The sequence below is a fragment of the Aureispira sp. CCB-QB1 genome, assembly GCF_000724545.1.
Taxonomy (GTDB): Bacteria; Bacteroidota; Bacteroidia; order Chitinophagales; family Saprospiraceae; genus Aureispira.
This window is the reverse complement of the sequence record NZ_JHBV01000031.1, coordinates 184,224-200,540: the sequence shown is the minus strand read 5'-3', so window position 1 is coordinate 200,540 and position 16,317 is coordinate 184,224. Positions and strand designations below refer to the sequence as shown.

The 16,317-nt window shown below is 35.3% G+C and carries 12 protein-coding genes; 8 read left to right on the top strand and 4 right to left on the bottom strand.

The features are described 5' to 3' along the window. The first annotated feature begins 5 nt into the window (after nt 1-5). Entirely contained in the window at nt 6-1,700 is a 1,695-nt protein-coding gene (locus CG11_RS16775) for a T9SS type A sorting domain-containing protein (RefSeq protein WP_197043873.1), read from the top strand. Nucleotides 1,701-1,890: 190 nt separating this feature from the next. Further along, nucleotides 1,891-2,448 carry a GNAT family N-acetyltransferase gene (locus CG11_RS16770; protein WP_052597957.1) on the top strand — a complete coding sequence of 186 codons (558 nt, stop codon included), beginning with the start codon at nt 1,891-1,893 and terminating at the stop codon, nt 2,446-2,448. A 41-nt stretch (nt 2,449-2,489) separates the two neighbouring features. Here the strand turns inward: CG11_RS16770 and CG11_RS16765 are convergent, their stop codons facing one another. From CG11_RS16765 to CG11_RS16750, 4 genes are all read right to left on the bottom strand, one after another. After that, nucleotides 2,490-5,939 carry an efflux RND transporter permease subunit gene (locus CG11_RS16765; RefSeq protein ID WP_052597956.1) on the bottom strand — a complete coding sequence of 1,150 codons (3,450 nt, stop codon included), beginning with the start codon at nt 5,937-5,939 and terminating at the stop codon, nt 2,490-2,492. A gap of 59 nt (nt 5,940-5,998) precedes the next feature. After that, nucleotides 5,999-7,156: an efflux RND transporter periplasmic adaptor subunit gene (locus CG11_RS16760; RefSeq protein WP_052597955.1), complete on the bottom strand. Its 1,158-nt coding sequence runs from the start codon at nt 7,154-7,156 to the stop codon at nt 5,999-6,001. Nucleotides 7,157-7,318: 162 nt separating this feature from the next. Further along, nucleotides 7,319-8,674, bottom strand: a complete 1,356-nt coding sequence (locus CG11_RS16755; protein ID WP_052597954.1) for a TolC family protein — start codon at nt 8,672-8,674, stop codon at nt 7,319-7,321. A gap of 175 nt (nt 8,675-8,849) precedes the next feature. Next, nucleotides 8,850-9,476, bottom strand: a complete 627-nt coding sequence (locus CG11_RS16750) for a TetR/AcrR family transcriptional regulator (protein ID WP_052597953.1) — start codon at nt 9,474-9,476, stop codon at nt 8,850-8,852. Between the two features lie 630 nt (nt 9,477-10,106). Between CG11_RS16750 and CG11_RS16745 the strand changes: the two genes are divergently transcribed. From CG11_RS16745 to CG11_RS16720, 6 genes are all read left to right on the top strand, one after another. Next, nucleotides 10,107-10,832, top strand: a complete 726-nt coding sequence (locus CG11_RS16745; RefSeq protein WP_156039805.1) for a hypothetical protein — start codon at nt 10,107-10,109, stop codon at nt 10,830-10,832. A 62-nt stretch (nt 10,833-10,894) separates the two neighbouring features. Then, nucleotides 10,895-11,422: a hypothetical protein gene (locus CG11_RS16740; protein ID WP_052597951.1), complete on the top strand. Its 528-nt coding sequence runs from the start codon at nt 10,895-10,897 to the stop codon at nt 11,420-11,422. A gap of 520 nt (nt 11,423-11,942) precedes the next feature. Then, a complete protein-coding gene (gene dut / locus CG11_RS16735) occupies nt 11,943-12,377 on the top strand; it encodes a dUTP diphosphatase (RefSeq protein ID WP_052597950.1) in 435 nt (144 codons plus the stop codon). A gap of 119 nt (nt 12,378-12,496) precedes the next feature. Further along, nucleotides 12,497-13,501 (top strand): sugar nucleotidyltransferase, encoded by a 1,005-nt coding sequence (locus CG11_RS16730; protein WP_052598022.1) that lies wholly within the window; start codon nt 12,497-12,499, stop codon nt 13,499-13,501. 319 nt (nt 13,502-13,820) lie between these two features. Further along, on the top strand, nt 13,821-15,551 hold the full coding sequence (locus tag CG11_RS16725; protein WP_052597949.1) for a tetratricopeptide repeat protein: 1,731 nt from the start codon (nt 13,821-13,823) through the stop codon (nt 15,549-15,551). A 43-nt stretch (nt 15,552-15,594) separates the two neighbouring features. Then, entirely contained in the window at nt 15,595-16,302 is a 708-nt protein-coding gene (locus tag CG11_RS16720) for a DUF4292 domain-containing protein (RefSeq protein ID WP_197043872.1), read from the top strand. Nucleotides 16,303-16,317: the final 15 nt, after the last annotated feature.

Below are 16,317 nucleotides of genomic sequence, written 5' to 3'. Positions count from 1 at the left end.
CATTAATGAAAAATATAATAATTATATATTGTCTTATGAGTAGTTATATTACTCATGGACAGTCATTTCCCAATTTACAGAACTTTTATATCACAAGCTGTATTGGTAGTGCCACCAATGCCCCATTTTCAGTTCCCAACGGTCTTTGTCCGCCTTGGAAAAATTCTCATGGAACTCCCAATAGTAATAATTATGGTGCACCAACTAACGGGGCATTTGATTATTGGATAGAAGTAGCATCTGGCAAAAGAGCAGGAGTACAAAAATCAGAAGGAGCCTTATACCCCTACGACTTCAAAAAAAACCATATTTATAAATTAAGGTTCTCTTACCAAACTCGACAAGGAGGTTTACAAGATCCGGGTAAAGTCGATCAAGCTTTTATTGCTTTAACTAATGATGTTCAAGCTGATTTAACAAATATTACCACTCACAATATCTCATATACTCAGCCTCAACACAATGACGTTCAAAAAATCTTTGAAGTTTTAAACGACGAAACATTTAGACTACAAACTCCCCCCTACAATCCTTTTTATTTCAGAGGAATGGACCCTAATGGTTGGGTAGAAGTAGAACTTTACTTTGTTCCAGAACAAAACTACAACAAGATTTGGCTTACAGTATATGATGATGATGCCCTTGCTGCTGATGACGACAATGACGTAGCCATCAAATGGGCTGCATTCGGCGTAGGAGGTCTACAATTTGAATGTGTTGGTAGTATTCCTAATACAGACATAACGTATACATCTTCTTCTATCCCTTCATTTTCAGAAGCATCCAACCAAATAACTGCTAAAAACAATGCTACCATACTAAATAATAATCAAGTTCATTTTAAAAGTGCAAATTCTATTTTATTACAACCTAATTTTTTAGCTCTATCTGGAAGTGATTTTTTAGGATACATTGGCGATAATTGTACTTATGAGCCCAATCGGTGCTTGTACTATGAAACAGGAGGAGTTACAATAACTACCCTAGCTAATATAAACAACCACTCAAAAGCTGTGGCGATGCCCAATGCAGCGGGACATGATCCATGGGGCAATCGAGCTCCCCTTGTTGTTTTCTCAAAAGGTTATAATTTACCTTATAATGCTTGGAAAGGTAGACTTTCTATTTACAATCGATGGGGAGGATTGATTTACACAGACGAAGAAGAGTCCTCTGAACACCAAAATGGTATCACTTTAAATTCGCTAACTTGGGATCCCTGCATAGCAGGACATCAAGATGGGGTATATGCTGCGGTTCTAGAGCTCTATCTTTGTGATGGTACGGTAAGAACCTATTCTCAAGATATAACCGTTACTTGTGCGTGTCACTGTTTACCCCATCATTCTTCCTCTAGTTTAGATTATCAACAGGTACTAGAAGAATATTTACCTCCTAAAACTATTCCACTAAGTCAAACTAATAAACTAATAGACGTAACAACACTGTCTATTTATCCTAACCCTATTCGAGAAGTAGCAACCATTTCCTTTAATTTAACAAATGAGGCTAATATCTCTATTCATGTTACTGACTTATTAGGCAGAACAGTTGAAAATATTATCACCAACTCACTAACTCCAAAAGGTCACCAACAAATACACTTCAAAAATACAAACTTAAAAAAGGGAGTTTATTATTTTCATCTAACAACTCCCAATACAACTATAACCAAAAGTATTTTTATAACTTCGGATTAATAGATTTTTTACCAAATAAGAAGTTTTATTGCGAAACATGCATCTTGTCTCGTCCTAAAAAAGGGGAATTATTATAAATATAATTCCTCTTTTTCTATGCCCTCAAACAAGCTCCTAATTTCCATTTAAGCGGTTCTTTTATTATATTAGAAATCTTCAACAAAATTAATAATAAAATAAGCGCTCCTCCATGCACCAAATTAAAACGGAACGGCTACTGCTTAGAGCCTATCAACCAACCGATGCTTCAAGAGTTTATAATTTTATTCTCAACAATCAAGAACAGTTTCAACAATACTTTTCTTTGCTATTGGAATTAGATAACCTAGAGAAATGTACCGAATTCATACAAAACCAAATCCATGCGATTGAAGATAAGACAAAATTGGTCTATGGAATATTTGATTCCGTTCAAGATATATACTTGGGACAGATTTTTCTTCGAGATATTGAGTGGATAGTTCCTAAAGGACAAATTGGTTATTTTATCGACAAGAATTGGCAAGGGAAAGGAATTGCAACAGAAGCTTTAAAGGTGTTTTCTCAGCATTGTTTTGATGTTTGGGGATTGGAAAAACTGTATTTGCGAACGGGCTTAGAGAATATCGCTAGTCAAAAAGTTGCTTTAAAAGCAGGTTTTGAGTTAGAAGGTACGTTAAAATCTGATTTTCGCACCGCAGACAACCAATTGATTGATGTCTATTATTATGGAAAAACAAAAACCACAGCCCCAACAATGGAACTGTGATTTTTTATCTATCAACATATATATGATTGTTGAAACTTATTTTAGTGCTTAAAGCCAAATAAGCTTTTTACAAATTTAGTTACTCTATAAAACAACCAGTACATTACAGGTACAACTACTAATGTTAAAAAGGTTGCGAAGATCAAACCATATACAATCGTCCACGACATTGCCCCCCACATAACCGCATTGTCACCACCAATAAAAATATGTGGATCTAGTTCTGTTACAAAAGTGGTAAAATTAAAGTTAAATCCAATTGCTAAAGGAATCAAACCTAGTACTGTTGTAATTGCTGTTAGCAATACTGGACGCAATCTTGTTTTTCCTCCTGTAATAATAGACTGTTTGACCATTTCGTCTGAAAGGTACTCTTGATTTAAGTTTGTTTTCTCCCTAGACTGTAAAAAGTTGATATAGTCGATCAATACAATGGCATTGTTAACCACAATCCCCGCCAAAGAAATAATACCAATTCCCGTCATAATAACTACCAAATCCATTTCTGTCCACCAGTATCCTAAAAATACTCCAATCGTACTAAATAAGATCGATAGGATGATAATGAATGGTGAAATAAAGGAGTTAAATTGAGATACCAAGATTAAGAAAATTGCAAATACGGCAATCAGCAATGCTTGACTCAAAAAAGCCATATTTTCTGCCATTTCCTCTTGCTCCCCCGTAAACACATAACTATATGCTTCGTCAAGGTTTTCTTCTGCATAAGATGCCATTCCTCGCTTCAACTCTTCTACTACTTCATTGGCATTGTATCCTTCTAATACATTGGAGTAAATTGTAATGGTTCGTTTTTCATTCTTACGTTTGACAGCACTATAAGTAGAACTTGGGCGTTTGCGTGCTACGGCAGAAATTGGAATTTGAACAATTTGTCCACCCGCATCCATGTTTCTAAATGTTACCATTTGATTCATCAATGCTTCGTTATTATCTCTATACTCATCATTGAAACGCAACATAATTGGGTACTCATCTTCTCCATCCTTAAACTTACTAACCTCTCTACCATACAAAGCTGTATTCAAGGCTTTCGCAATATCCAAAGTAGACAAACCATAACGTCTTGATGCTTCTCGGTCAATTTCGATAACATCTTGTTGTACTTTAGAAGAAATATTCATATTCAGTTCCTCTACTCCTGGCACATTGAGCGATTTCAAGTGTCTCAGAATATCATCAGAAACAATGGTAAGTTCTCGCATGGTTTTATCATCACCAGAAATTTCCAAATTAATTGGTTTTCCAGTTGGTGGACCATCTTGGTTTCGGTCAACGACTAAAGACACCCCTGCGTATCCTGTCAACGCATTTCGAATCGAATCCATAGCATCATAAGTAGACAAACCTTTTCGTTTATCAGACGAGACAAAAGCGACTGTAATACGAGCCTTATTAGGTGTTGCTCCTGGTTCTGGTGGTGCCGCAGGATCTGATGTATTTTCACCTATTTGAGACAAAACGGCATCAACAATTCCTGCATCTTTAAATGTTTTTATAGAGCGGTCTACCTTTGCTTCTAATTCCTTCATCAATGCATTGGTACTTTGTATATCACTTCCTATAGGTAGTTCAACAAATGCATTGATGTACAAAGGATCTGTTTCTGGGAAAAATACTGTCTTAGGAGGGTTGCTGCTAAACAACGATATAGAGCCAAATAACAAGAAAATCACTCCCACAAAAGTAACAATAGGCATAACTCCTTTCAATACAAATCGAATAAAGCTATCGTATCCATTTTCTAACCAAGGCAATACTTTGTTTTGGAACAAGATGGCTCCTGGTCTAAACAAAAAGTAATTGACCAAGCTAATAATCATAGCCATTCCCAAGGCGTTTCGCAACCACATGACATTGGAAAAATGCGCAAATACAGCTCCTGCTAACATCAAGCCTGCTGCCAATAAATTGTTGAACAACTTCCGTTTTTCATTATCACGTACCAATTGCTCTTCTTCTACTTTCATCAGTACAGAAGCAAATACAGGTGTCAAGATTAGAGCCACGAACAAAGAAGAAGTCAAAACAATAATCAATGTCAATGGCAAATAGCCCATAAACTCTCCCATCATTCCTGGCCAAAACATCAACGGAACAAAGGCAGCCAAAGTTGTTGCAGTGGAAGCGATAATTGGCATGGCGACTTCTCCCGCTGCTTTTTTCGAGGCATCTACCCCCGAATAGCCTTCTTGCATGTACCGGTATATATTTTCCACTACTACAATAGAATTATCTACCAACATCCCTAAAGCCAAAATCAAAGAAAACAACACAATAACGTTCAATGTAATCCCCATGATATTTAGGATTAAAATTCCCATCAACATCGACAATGGAATTGCCAAACCAACAAACATGGCATTTCTAATCCCCAAAAAGAACAACAATACGAGTACTACTAAAATTACCCCAGAGATAATACTATTTTGTAAGTTAGCAACTTGATCTCTAGTGTTGATCGATTGATCATTAAAAATAGTCACCTTTAGGTCTTCTGGAAATTTATTTGCTTTAGCTTTATCGACAATTTTTTTGATTTCATCTGAAGCTGACAACAAGTTTTCTCCTGCACGTTTGATAACATCTAAAGAAACAACGGGTAATTGATCTGAACGAGCAATACTAGTTGGGTCGGCAACTCCCTCTATGACGGTTGCAACATCCTTGATAAATACAGGGTTTTGAAATTCACTTTTGATAATAATGTTTTCAATCTCCTGTATGTTCTTAAATTCTCCCACAACCCGTACAGAACGGTTAAAGCCATTAAAATTGCGTTCACCAGCAGACATGGTTATGTTTTCCATCGCAATAGCATTGGCAATATCATCAAAACTGATTTTTTTGGCTTGCATTTGCTTCCAATCGACATCGATTTGTATTTCTTTTTCAGAAGTTCCCTTTAATTTTACTTCTGAAATTTCCGAAAGTTTTTCAATTTCGTTTTGTAAATACTCTCCAAACGAGCGCAACTCATCATTAGAATAATTTCCAGACAAATTCACCGTCATAATAGGAAACTCTGAAAAGTTGATTTCAAAAACATTTGGTCCAGCCGTCAAATCCTTGGGAAAATCACGATCTCCTTTGGCTTTGTCAACGGCATCTTTTACATCTTGTAAGGCTTTGTCTACTTCAACATTGGTATTAAATTCGACAATAATGTTCGAGAAATCATTAATAGAGTTTCCATCAATTTTTTTAACGCCATTAATAGAAGCTAACTCTTTTTCGATAGGGATTGTCACCAATGTTTCCATATCCTCGGCAGAGTTACCAGAGTAAGTTGTTGCTACATAAATAGTAGGAATAACAATTTCTGGGAACTGTTCTTTGGGCATTGTGTTATAGGACTGTACTCCAAATACCAACAACATTACTGTCAACAAAAACATACTAGTTGCATTGTCTACAGCAAAGGAAGTCGCCCTAAAATTTCTATATAATTTATTTTTATTATTACTCATTCTGCTTTTAATTTTAATGCCCTAAAGCATTGAAAATAGTTTATAATAAAGAGAAACGCCTATTCTGGTAAAACTTCTACCAAATCGCCATCCGAAACTTGACGAGCTCCTTTTATCAACAGTGTTTCATCACCATTTAATCCTGAAGTGATAATAGTTTCATTACGATACCCTCTTCCCATAGTCACTAATTTTTTTACCGCTTTATTTCCTTCTAGAACCATTACATAGTCTGCCCCACTTACATCTTGCAAAATTAACTGATCGGGCACAACAATAGCATCCTTTTTAGAAAAGTCATTAACCAACATTGTTGCCAATAAATTAGGTTTCAACAAACCATTCTGACTATTGATAGATGCTTCTACTTCAAAGGTTCTATTGGCAGGGTTGATGGTACGTCCAATCGAAGTCACTCGACCTTTTTGCTCTTCATTTAATGCAGGGAATTTCAAAAGTACGCCTTCTCCTTTTTTCACATTTCCTAGATAAATTTCAGGAATGGCAGCCACTACTTTCAGGTTCTTGGTATTCAAGATTTGAACAATTGGAGTTCCAGGACCAGCCATTTCTCCTTCTTTTGCCATTACCATATCCACATAACCACTAATTGGCGCATAAACATTCGATTTGGTCAACTCGTATTCTAAACTTTCTTTGTTCTTCAACAAAGATTCCACTTGACTTTTGGCCTGCAAGTATTGTACTTCAGAACCAATTTTTTGGTTCCAAAGGTTTTCTTGGCGCTTAAACATATCCTGTGCAAGGCTCAAGGATTCATCCAACTGAGCAATGCTTTTCTTGATACTTTCTAAATTAATTTTAGCAATCAAGTCTCCTTTTTTGACATAATCACCTTCCTTTACAGTCAAATCCATAATTCTTCCACCCGTCTCGCTACTAGCCATACCAGGATCTTGTGCTGGCACTACATTTCCTTGCACTTCTACATAGTGGTTAAAATCTTTGACTTGTACTTTGGCAGTTGTAACAGGCGTTACAGATTTCTTTTTTGATCTAGGATCTAACTTATTCACCACCGCTTCTGCTTCCGCAATCTCTTTCTTTAGCTCTTGAAGCTTCTTGCGTTTTTCTTGCAAAACTTTACGAGCAGCATCCAAAGTTTGGGGACTTTCTTCTGATGTTGTTTCTCCACCACCACAAGAAGTAGCTAAGATAAAACCAGCAAGAGCAAAAAGATAAAATATATTTTTCATTTCTTAATTTTTGTTATGTTCTAACGTGATTCTTTAATTTTATAGCAAACCGATCGTCAAAAGCTGTTTTTCTCAAAATGCAGCTCTCAACGACCTTTATCTCATTCTCAAAATGTGTAAAAAATAGTTGTCATGGCAATTATAAATACCTAATAACAGATATTATTTCCCCAAAGCTTTGTCCAAATCTGCTTTGGCAACGACCAATTCATACAAGGCATTCAAACGATTAGCTTGTGTGCGATATAGTTCTTGTTCTGCTTGAGTCATTTCCAAACTAGACCCAACCCCTTCTCTATATTTGATTCTAGTTGTTTTGAGTATTCGCTCAGCCAAGGCTAAATTTTTCTCTTGGCTAGCCAATCGCTCTCTAGCATTGTTGTAAATTGCTCTAGCATTCGTCACTTGAAGGGTAATACTACGTTCCAAATCGTTCAATTGTAGTTTGAACTTTGCCACATCAATTCTTGCTTTTTTAATTTTAGCAGCTTTGTCCAAACCATCAAAAATAGGAACGTTTAACTTTAAACCTACAATAGTAGTTGGAAAGAATCCTGGTTGACTGCCATCGAACAAGTCATCGCGTTGTAATACCTGTTGATGCACTGCAAAAGCTGACAAACTTGGCAAATATCCCATGTGAAAACGCTTTACATTCAGCTCATTCAAGTGAATTGTTTGCTTTAATATATCTGTTTCTATACGACGATCAAAAGCAATTTCTCCATCCAAATCTTCGGCATCAGGCAAAGCCAATACATCATCCAATTTATTGGTCAATTCAATTTTGCCCTCCAACGGATAATTCATTTGAAACTTAAGAACATTATAAGCCAACTCGGTTTGACGTGCTAACAACTCTAGCTCTACTTGAAGATTGGACAAGGACAACTCCAGACGGTCAACATCCAATTGTTCTACCATTCCATTGTCTAAAAATGCCTGTGTTTCTTCTTTCATTTTTTCTACATTCTCAATGTTGCGAAGCAAAACCCCTTTGTTTTCTTCTGCTATCAAGACCTGTAGATAAGCTTTTACGATTGTATGTTTAATATCATATTTGGTTAGAGCTGCTTGGCGTCTTGTCATTTCCATTAAACCTCTAGAAGCTTTGAGCCCAACAAAATAAGATCCATCTACAACCAATGTATTTAGATTGAGTGCAAATGTTAAGTTATTACGTGTTCCAAACTGTGTTTCAGAATAGCCTGGCTCTGGTTCTGGAAGTGGAAATCCAGGAATCTCAAAAGAAAAAGCATCATTTGGAATCAACTGTGTAGGAAGATGTATATAATAATTATAATCTAAGCCTGCATTCAATTTGGGGATTCCTATAGCTGTGTATTCTTGAACCTCTGCTTTTGCTTTTGCAATCTCTAATTCAGCGGTTCGTATACTATTGCTATGGGTCTGAGCATAAGCAACTGCTTCTGACAAAGAAAACTGCTCTACGTCTTGAGCTTGTAAGCTTGTCATCGCTACTACCAAAACAATTAATAAACTGTTTAGTCTTTTCATGATATCGTGTTAAAATTACAATTTTATAGTTCTAAGTAAATGAGTCTGAAATTATTGGGAAACCATCTTATTTGAGTATCGCTCCTTACAATAAGGGTAAAGTTTTTGCCATGCGGAGGAACCTGCACAATACATGGTTTTTATAATTTTCTTTAGCAATTACTTATTCTTACATTTAATATATTTCACCTGTAGGATCTAAATTATCCAATATTGGTTTTAATAATTTGCGTCCTTTTTCTGAGACAATTCCATGGATGTGGTAACGCATAAATTCTCGATGCAGTTGATCCGTTGGAAATACCTTGGCAGGAAACAGTTTGTCATTTGCTAGTATTGGCATCAAACTAATGTGCAATCTCGAAATCAGAGAAACGTTTAAATTTTCTCTATACAAACCTTCTTCTACCCCTCTTTTTAAGTTATTAACAACGATTTCTAACATATACTTTCGATTAAAATCGTCTAACATTTCCCAGACTGGTCGATGGTATTTTTGCAAATCGTAAATAATAGAAGGATTCATTCCATCTATCTGCTGTTGCATATAGAGAATAAACATCAACAACTCATCTAAAGCATTCCCAGCCTTGTTCTCTATCGAAAAACACGCTTCTTTATCTTTGACAATATGTCGTTTCATGACTTTTGCCACCAAATCGTGCTTATTTTCAATATGTACATACAATGTTTTTTTAGACATGCCCAACTCTTTGGCAATATCCATCATTGTTACACTCCGAATTCCATACTTCTTAAATAAACTTTCTGAAGCATCCAATATTTTTGTTAATTCATCCAAGTCGCTTGCTATTTTTCGTTCTTTGAACCATCACACAAAGTCTCTTTTTTGCTTAATCTCATCCAAGAGCTTCATGTAAATTTGATACAACTTTATTTTTCAATTTAATGAACACATTTTTTCATCTTTTTAAGAAAACCTTAGAAACTCTATTCGTTTCTGTAGTTTCCATTTGGACAAAAAAATTCGTTCTTAGCCGCAAAGATAGAATAAAAACGCAGGAAACCAAAGTCATTTTCAAAGTTTCCTTAGTTTTTTAACATTTATTAACAAAAAAAGTGGAACGTCTTTTGAGACTCCTGAAAGCTGATTCAAATACATTCCCAAAAACAACCGTACGAACTATTTTAAAAACAATAAGGGCTTCTAAAAATTAATCCGACTATTAACTAAACTTTACCATCTTTGTACTTAACTTACAAACGAATGAGATAGTTTCTTGAAATTTATTTCTTAACCTATTTGAGCGAATTTTTCGCTTAAAGACAATAATTCTTCGACCAATTCCATCCCCTAGTACGTTTACCAATACAAACAATGCCAATAATCCCTTGATTATAACCAAGTACCAAACGATGGAATCAAATCTTAGCAATCAATCCAATTTTATCATTTTTTACGTGTCTTAATATGAAGTTACAACTCTTAGTATTTACCATAACAGCCATATGCATGATTTCTTCTTGTTCTTCTTGTGGAGAAGGCAATGGTGGCAATAGCCATAGTGATAGCAATTCTCTTTACGGTGACAGTCTAGGCACCAATGAATACACTACTGGAAATCAAGAAAATGCTGATGGCACCTACAATACTGCTAATCTCCAGGAGGATATGGATGCTATGATACAAGAACAAGTAGACTTAGCCAATCGCTCCAAATCTAACCGTGTCGAAACGATTATTGCTAGTTTTGAACTAGGTATGACCAAACGTGAAGTCACCAAGCATATGCTTAGAATGAAACAAAAAAAGCATTTAGTTCGCGTCAAAAAATCTTCAAATCGCTATGAATATGTTTACCAATTAAAATTAGAAAGTGGTCGTTCCAATACTTATATGGATTTTGAATATAGTCGCAATGGTGGCGTTTATCAAACCATTTGCAAGCCTAGCAAATTTCGAAAACTAAGCAAGAGTGACTTTTTAGCTGAAGTGCATGCACTTTTGACAGATTGGTATGGTCCACATAATTTTCAACTACCTACTCAAAAGGGTTGCGCTCGTTACGTATGGATTACAGGCAATCGACATATTGATCTTTATTGTACCAACAAAAGCGTCGAATTTGTGTATACCGACCTAAATGTTAAAAAACCAGCCAAAATTGAACCTGCAACACCAGATGTTGTCATGTAAGCAAGCCTGTGCTAAAACCTAATTTTACCAATTCATCCACCATATTCCTAGATTATTCTTCAATGAAAAGTTATCCAGCATTTAGTAACAATCGTGTTTTTTACGAAAGTACATTTAACCTTCTTTATATTACGATGCGGCACACTCCTTCTCCTCAGAAAACAAGTTTAATCAAGCGAGACTCGAAGGAAGAAAAGCCTTTTTCTAATTTATTCATTTGGGATATCAATACGCAAACTAAAAATGCTTTATTTTCAAATGAGATTGCCCGCACTGAATCTATTCAAAAAATCTTGTTTGAAAAGGAATATCATGAAGAAAACCAACGTTTATTGTTCAATGAAGAGACAAATTTGCTGAATAATAAAGCAATTCCTTATAGAAATCTAAAGAACAAATTACTTGTAGAGACGTATCACATTGAGTCCAAAACACGCCATCTTTGGCTTTCCAATAAACAAGGAAACAACCTTTCTAAGGTTGCAACACTCCATACTGAAAATCAATGGCATCTGGATGTTGGGAATGGTATTCTTAGAATTATAAAATATCTAAAAACAGATATTGAAGTTCAAGAAATTGCTTGGTAAAACTAGGTCATATTTTTTTTTTACTACTACAAATTAAACTACTTCTTTTTTTAGACCCAAAACATCTATTCCCCACACCCCTTTATTCTAAAAAAACTTACTATATTTGGGGGCTATATTTTGATAAGTAGGTCATAATTTGATATTTGGTGCGTTTCTAATAGAATAACCATAGGTGTAAATTATAGTTGTTCACTAAGTAATTTCTTGCAATACTAGACACGCTTGTATTGGTCGTCAATATGCCTTGTCATCCTATACTTTCCCCAACCAAACAACGTAAACTTACATGTTATAAATTTAGCTAAGAAAAACTAAAAAACCACCTTATACTAACGTTTGAGAATCTTGTTACTATTAACAATTAGTTTGATCCTTTTTTTGTGAACTATTGATAATCGGTAGCAAACGGCTTAAAAAATCATTAACTCGAAAAAAAAACAATAAGCAAACGATTTAAATCTATTTTTTGAATTAGAATTAATTGTGTTGTAGAGAAAAGCCTAGAAGGCAGAGAAACATGAATGTTAAGATTATAAATAAATCTAAAAATGCTCTTCCGCATTATGCTACAAATGGTAGTGCGGGTATGGACTTGAGAGCCAATATTGATACAACAATTGTATTACAACCATTAGAAAGAAAAGTGATTCCAACAGGACTTTTTATGGAACTCCCTGTAGGATATGAAGCTCAAATTCGCCCCCGAAGTGGTTTAGCCCTCAAGAAAGGTTTGTCAATTCCTAATGCCCCAGGAACTATTGATTCGGATTATAGAGGCGAAATAGGCGTTATTCTTATTAATTTGTCCTCTACTCCTATAGAAATTGAACCTTCTGAACGCATTGCACAAATGGTTATTGCCAAGTACGAATCGATCCAATGGGAAGAAGTGAACAGCCTTGCCGAAAGTGATCGAGGAACTGGTGGCTATGGTAGTACAGGAAAATCCTAGTTTCGACCACCATTAATTTGTGTTTTGAAATACGGATTACAACTCCTATAGTAATTCTGTATCCAAAAATTTAAATTACCAAACAGATGCCTTTTGGGGCTAAAACAAGAAAGAAATTTATGAAGATAATAATACCAATGGCTGGTCGTGGAACACGTCTTCGCCCTCATACTTTAACAGTACCTAAACCTTTAGTAGAAATTGCTGGTAAATCTATTGTAAGAAGATTGGTAGAAGATTTAGCCGAAGCTTATGGAGACACAATCGAAGAAGTTGCCTTTATTATTGGAGATTTTGGAGAAGACGTGGAAAATGAATTGGTGGCACTCGCTGAAAGCCTTGGAGCTAAAGGTTCGGTCTATCATCAAACTGAAAAATTAGGCACGGCTCATGCTATTCTTTGCGCTCAAGAAAGTTTAAGTGGTAATGTTATTGTTGCCTTTGCAGATACATTATTCAAATCTGATTTTGCTTTGGATACAGAACAAGAAAGTGTTCTTTGGGTACAACAAATTGAGGATCCATCTGCTTATGGTGTTGTTACACTCGATGAAGAAGGCTATATTAGTGAGTTTGTCGAAAAGCCAACTACTTTTGTTTCTGATTTGGCAATCATTGGTATCTATTATTTTAAAGATGCTAATATGCTCAAAAATGAGTTGCAATATTTGATTGATAATAATATTATGGATAAAGGGGAATATCAAATCACCAATGCCCTAGAAAATATGCGCCAAAAAGGTGTCAAATTCCGTACACATCAAATCCAAGAGTGGCTTGACTGTGGCAACAAAAATGCTGTTTTGTACGCCAATGAACGTGTTTTGGAAACCAAGAACAACGCTGCAACAGTCGCTTCAAATATTACAGTAGAAAATTCTACCATTGTTCCTCCTTGTTTTATTGACCAAGATGTAGTGATCAAAAATTCTGTGATTGGACCGCATGTTTCTATTAGTAGAAATGCTGTGATTGAGAATTCTATTATCAGCAAAAGCATCATCCAAGATCACTCTACTGTTAATAATGTGGTTACCGAAAACTCTATGTTGGGTTCTCACACAGAATATATTGCTAAAAAATCCGAGCTTAGCTTAAGCGATTTCTCTAAATTCCATCAATAGAAAGGAGTTGCATTTAAATTTCCCCCTTTTTTAATATAGCTCAACCTGCATGGATTCATTCTAGCTGTTTTGTTTAAAACAATAACAATTGATTAACAAAATTATCTATCATTTGGATAAAATTTTGTATATTATTAGTGCGCTCTTCTGAGTTTACACTTAATAAATTCAATAGTTCGTACAAATAGTTATGGGATTGGTTATTATGCCCCTACATCCAAACAAACTAAATACAGTTTGCTCATAATCAATACTATAAACAAATTTTCTTTCAAAGGAGAATCAAAAAATTGTATGGTCTACTAAAAATAATACTATCATGCATAATTTTACCCCTAAACAATGGTCACTTCTTATACTTTTACTAAGTATAACCGTGGGGGTGTTCGCACAACCCCCTCAAAAGTCACGCCCTAAAGAAAGTGATGTATTGCTGGAAAAACTCTTTATTGAAGCGAATAGAGAGAAAATTTTGGGGAATATTGATGAAGCAATTATGCGTTATTTGGAAGTCTTACAAAAAGACAATGACAATGCAGCTGCTCATTATGAGTTAGCTCGCTTGTACAAACAACAAGAAGTTTACGACAAAGCAATCAATAGAGCAGAAAAAGCAGTTGCACTAGAAGAATACAACCTCCTTTATAATAATCTTTATGCTAGTCTATTGGAAAAAGAAGGTAACTTCAAGAAGGCAGCTGAACTATATGCAAATTTGACGGATAAATATTCTGAGAAGGAACAACTGTATTTTGATTGGGCCTATTTTTTAAGCAAAAGTGGTAAATCTGACCAAGCTATTAAGGTATACAACAATCTGGAAAAACGAGTTGGTATAAAAGAAACCATCTCTATGCGTAAGTACAAGTTGTATATGAAATCTGGTAAACAAAAAAAAGCGAGTCAAGAAATTGAGCTTTTAATACAAGCCTATCCCAAAGAAGCTGAATACATCATTCGATTGGCTAACTTTTATGCCTCAACAAAAGACTTAGAAAAAGCAAAAAGTTTGTACAAAAAAGCACTAGATATTGACCCTAATAATCCGACAGCCAATATGGCAATGGTTGAATTCTTTTTGCAAAATGGAGATACCAGTCGTTACTTAAATGCCTTGGTCAATACATTTGAAAATCCCCATCAAAATCTGACCACGAAATTAGAAACCTTAAAATCCTTGTCCAAACAATTGGAAACAGGTACTATGTCTTCTTCTTATTTGGATCAGGTAGTTTTGGTCGGTAAGAAATTATTAGAAACAGATCCAGGTTCTCCTGATGCTAATTTAATCCTAGGAGATTTATTGTATCAACAGCAAAAATACAATCAAGCTGTTTCTAATTACAAAATAGCCATTCGGTTTATCAGAAACGATCTTAACCTTTGGAAAAATTTACTAGAGTGTTTATTAATTACAAACCAACAAAAAGAGTTGCAAAAACGTAGTGCTCAATTTATAGAACTCTATCCTAGTCAAGCGGCTAGTTATTACTATTCTGGCATCGCTTATTACCAAACTGGAGCGTATCAAAAAGCAATTAAGGAATTAGGACAAGTCCCCGAAATTGCGGTAACAGACATGCACCTTCAAGGGAAAGCATTGTGCTATGTAGCCAAAAGTTATGAAGGTTTGGAAAATTTGGAAAAGGCAGATCAAGCTTATAATGAAGCCATTCTCATGTTTCCCAATGATCCTGAAATTATTCATAATTATGCTTATAGCTTGGCAAAAAGAGGAACAATGCTTAACAAAGCCCAAGAGTTGGTAGAGGGTATTTTGGAAAAAGCTCCTAAAAATGCAAAATATACAACGACAAGCGGCTTTATTGCTTACAAGCAAAACCAGTATTCCATTGCTGAACAAACCCTTAGTAAAGCACTAAGTTTTGGGGGCAATGAACAACCTGAAACACTAGAGCGTTATGGTGATGTTCTATTTAAATTAGGCAAAGAAAATGAAGCGGTTAATTATTGGCAAAAAGCCTTAGACAAAGGGTCTACTTCTTCTCTCTTACAACGCAAAATATCAACCAAGCAACTCTATGAGTAAAACTGGCTATTTTTTATGTTTTCTATTGTTTAGCACTCTATTGATGAGTTGCCGTAATACACAGTTTACCTCCAAAACTGCCAAAAATCACTCGGCTAAGTTCTTATTGCGTCAGCTAGAGAAAAATCATATTGACTATACATGGTTTGGCACGAATGCCAAAATAAAAGTCGATAGCGATCAAGAAAAAGCAACTTTTGCCGCAAGCATCCGAATGCAAAAAGATAGTCTAATTTGGATAAAAATTAGGAAAATGAATATTGAAGGTGCCAGAGTCAAAATCACTCCTGAAGTAATTGAGATTTTGGATCGCCAAAATGGGCAATACATTCGACGCCCATTCTCGTTTTTAAAAGATGAGTACGGCTTAGAGGTTAGCTTTTCGCAATTACAAGACCTGCTTATTGGCAACCCTATTCTTTGGGAGACCCAGTCCTTAATTTCTGTTATTCGAGACCAAAAAAACGTTTTACAAACACCTTCTTCTCAAAAAAAGGTGCTAAAAATTTTTATGACCCCAGGTTCTTTTCTAATCCAATCCGTTCGAGGCTCTTTGGATAAAAATGCTCTTAGTATCGACTACAGCGATTATGAAATACTGGAACAGGAACAAATTCCTAGTAAAAAGAATGTTGAAATTGACAGCGATGAAACAGGCATCATCAAATTAGATATGAGTTTTTCTAAAATGACAATCAATGAAGTTCAGAAAGTTGGTTTTCGAGTTCCTGATAATTACGAACGAAAATAATCCTCATTGCTACCT

Coding starts and splice junctions, on each gene's coding strand:
- CG11_RS16775 (WP_197043873.1), top strand. CDS start 6: ATGAAAAATATAATAATTATATATTGTCTTATGAGTAGTTATATTACT.
- CG11_RS16770 (WP_052597957.1), top strand. CDS start 1,891: ATGCACCAAATTAAAACGGAACGGCTACTGCTTAGAGCCTATCAACCA.
- CG11_RS16765 (WP_052597956.1), bottom strand. CDS start 5,939: ATGAGTAATAATAAAAATAAATTATATAGAAATTTTAGGGCGACTTCC.
- CG11_RS16760 (WP_052597955.1), bottom strand. CDS start 7,156: ATGAAAAATATATTTTATCTTTTTGCTCTTGCTGGTTTTATCTTAGCT.
- CG11_RS16755 (WP_052597954.1), bottom strand. CDS start 8,674: ATGAAAAGACTAAACAGTTTATTAATTGTTTTGGTAGTAGCGATGACA.
- CG11_RS16745 (WP_156039805.1), top strand. CDS start 10,107: ATGAAGTTACAACTCTTAGTATTTACCATAACAGCCATATGCATGATT.
- CG11_RS16740 (WP_052597951.1), top strand. CDS start 10,895: ATGAAAAGTTATCCAGCATTTAGTAACAATCGTGTTTTTTACGAAAGT.
- dut (WP_052597950.1), top strand. CDS start 11,943: ATGAATGTTAAGATTATAAATAAATCTAAAAATGCTCTTCCGCATTAT.
- CG11_RS16730 (WP_052598022.1), top strand. CDS start 12,497: ATGAAGATAATAATACCAATGGCTGGTCGTGGAACACGTCTTCGCCCT.
- CG11_RS16725 (WP_052597949.1), top strand. CDS start 13,821: ATGCATAATTTTACCCCTAAACAATGGTCACTTCTTATACTTTTACTA.
- CG11_RS16720 (WP_197043872.1), top strand. CDS start 15,595: ATGAGTTGCCGTAATACACAGTTTACCTCCAAAACTGCCAAAAATCAC.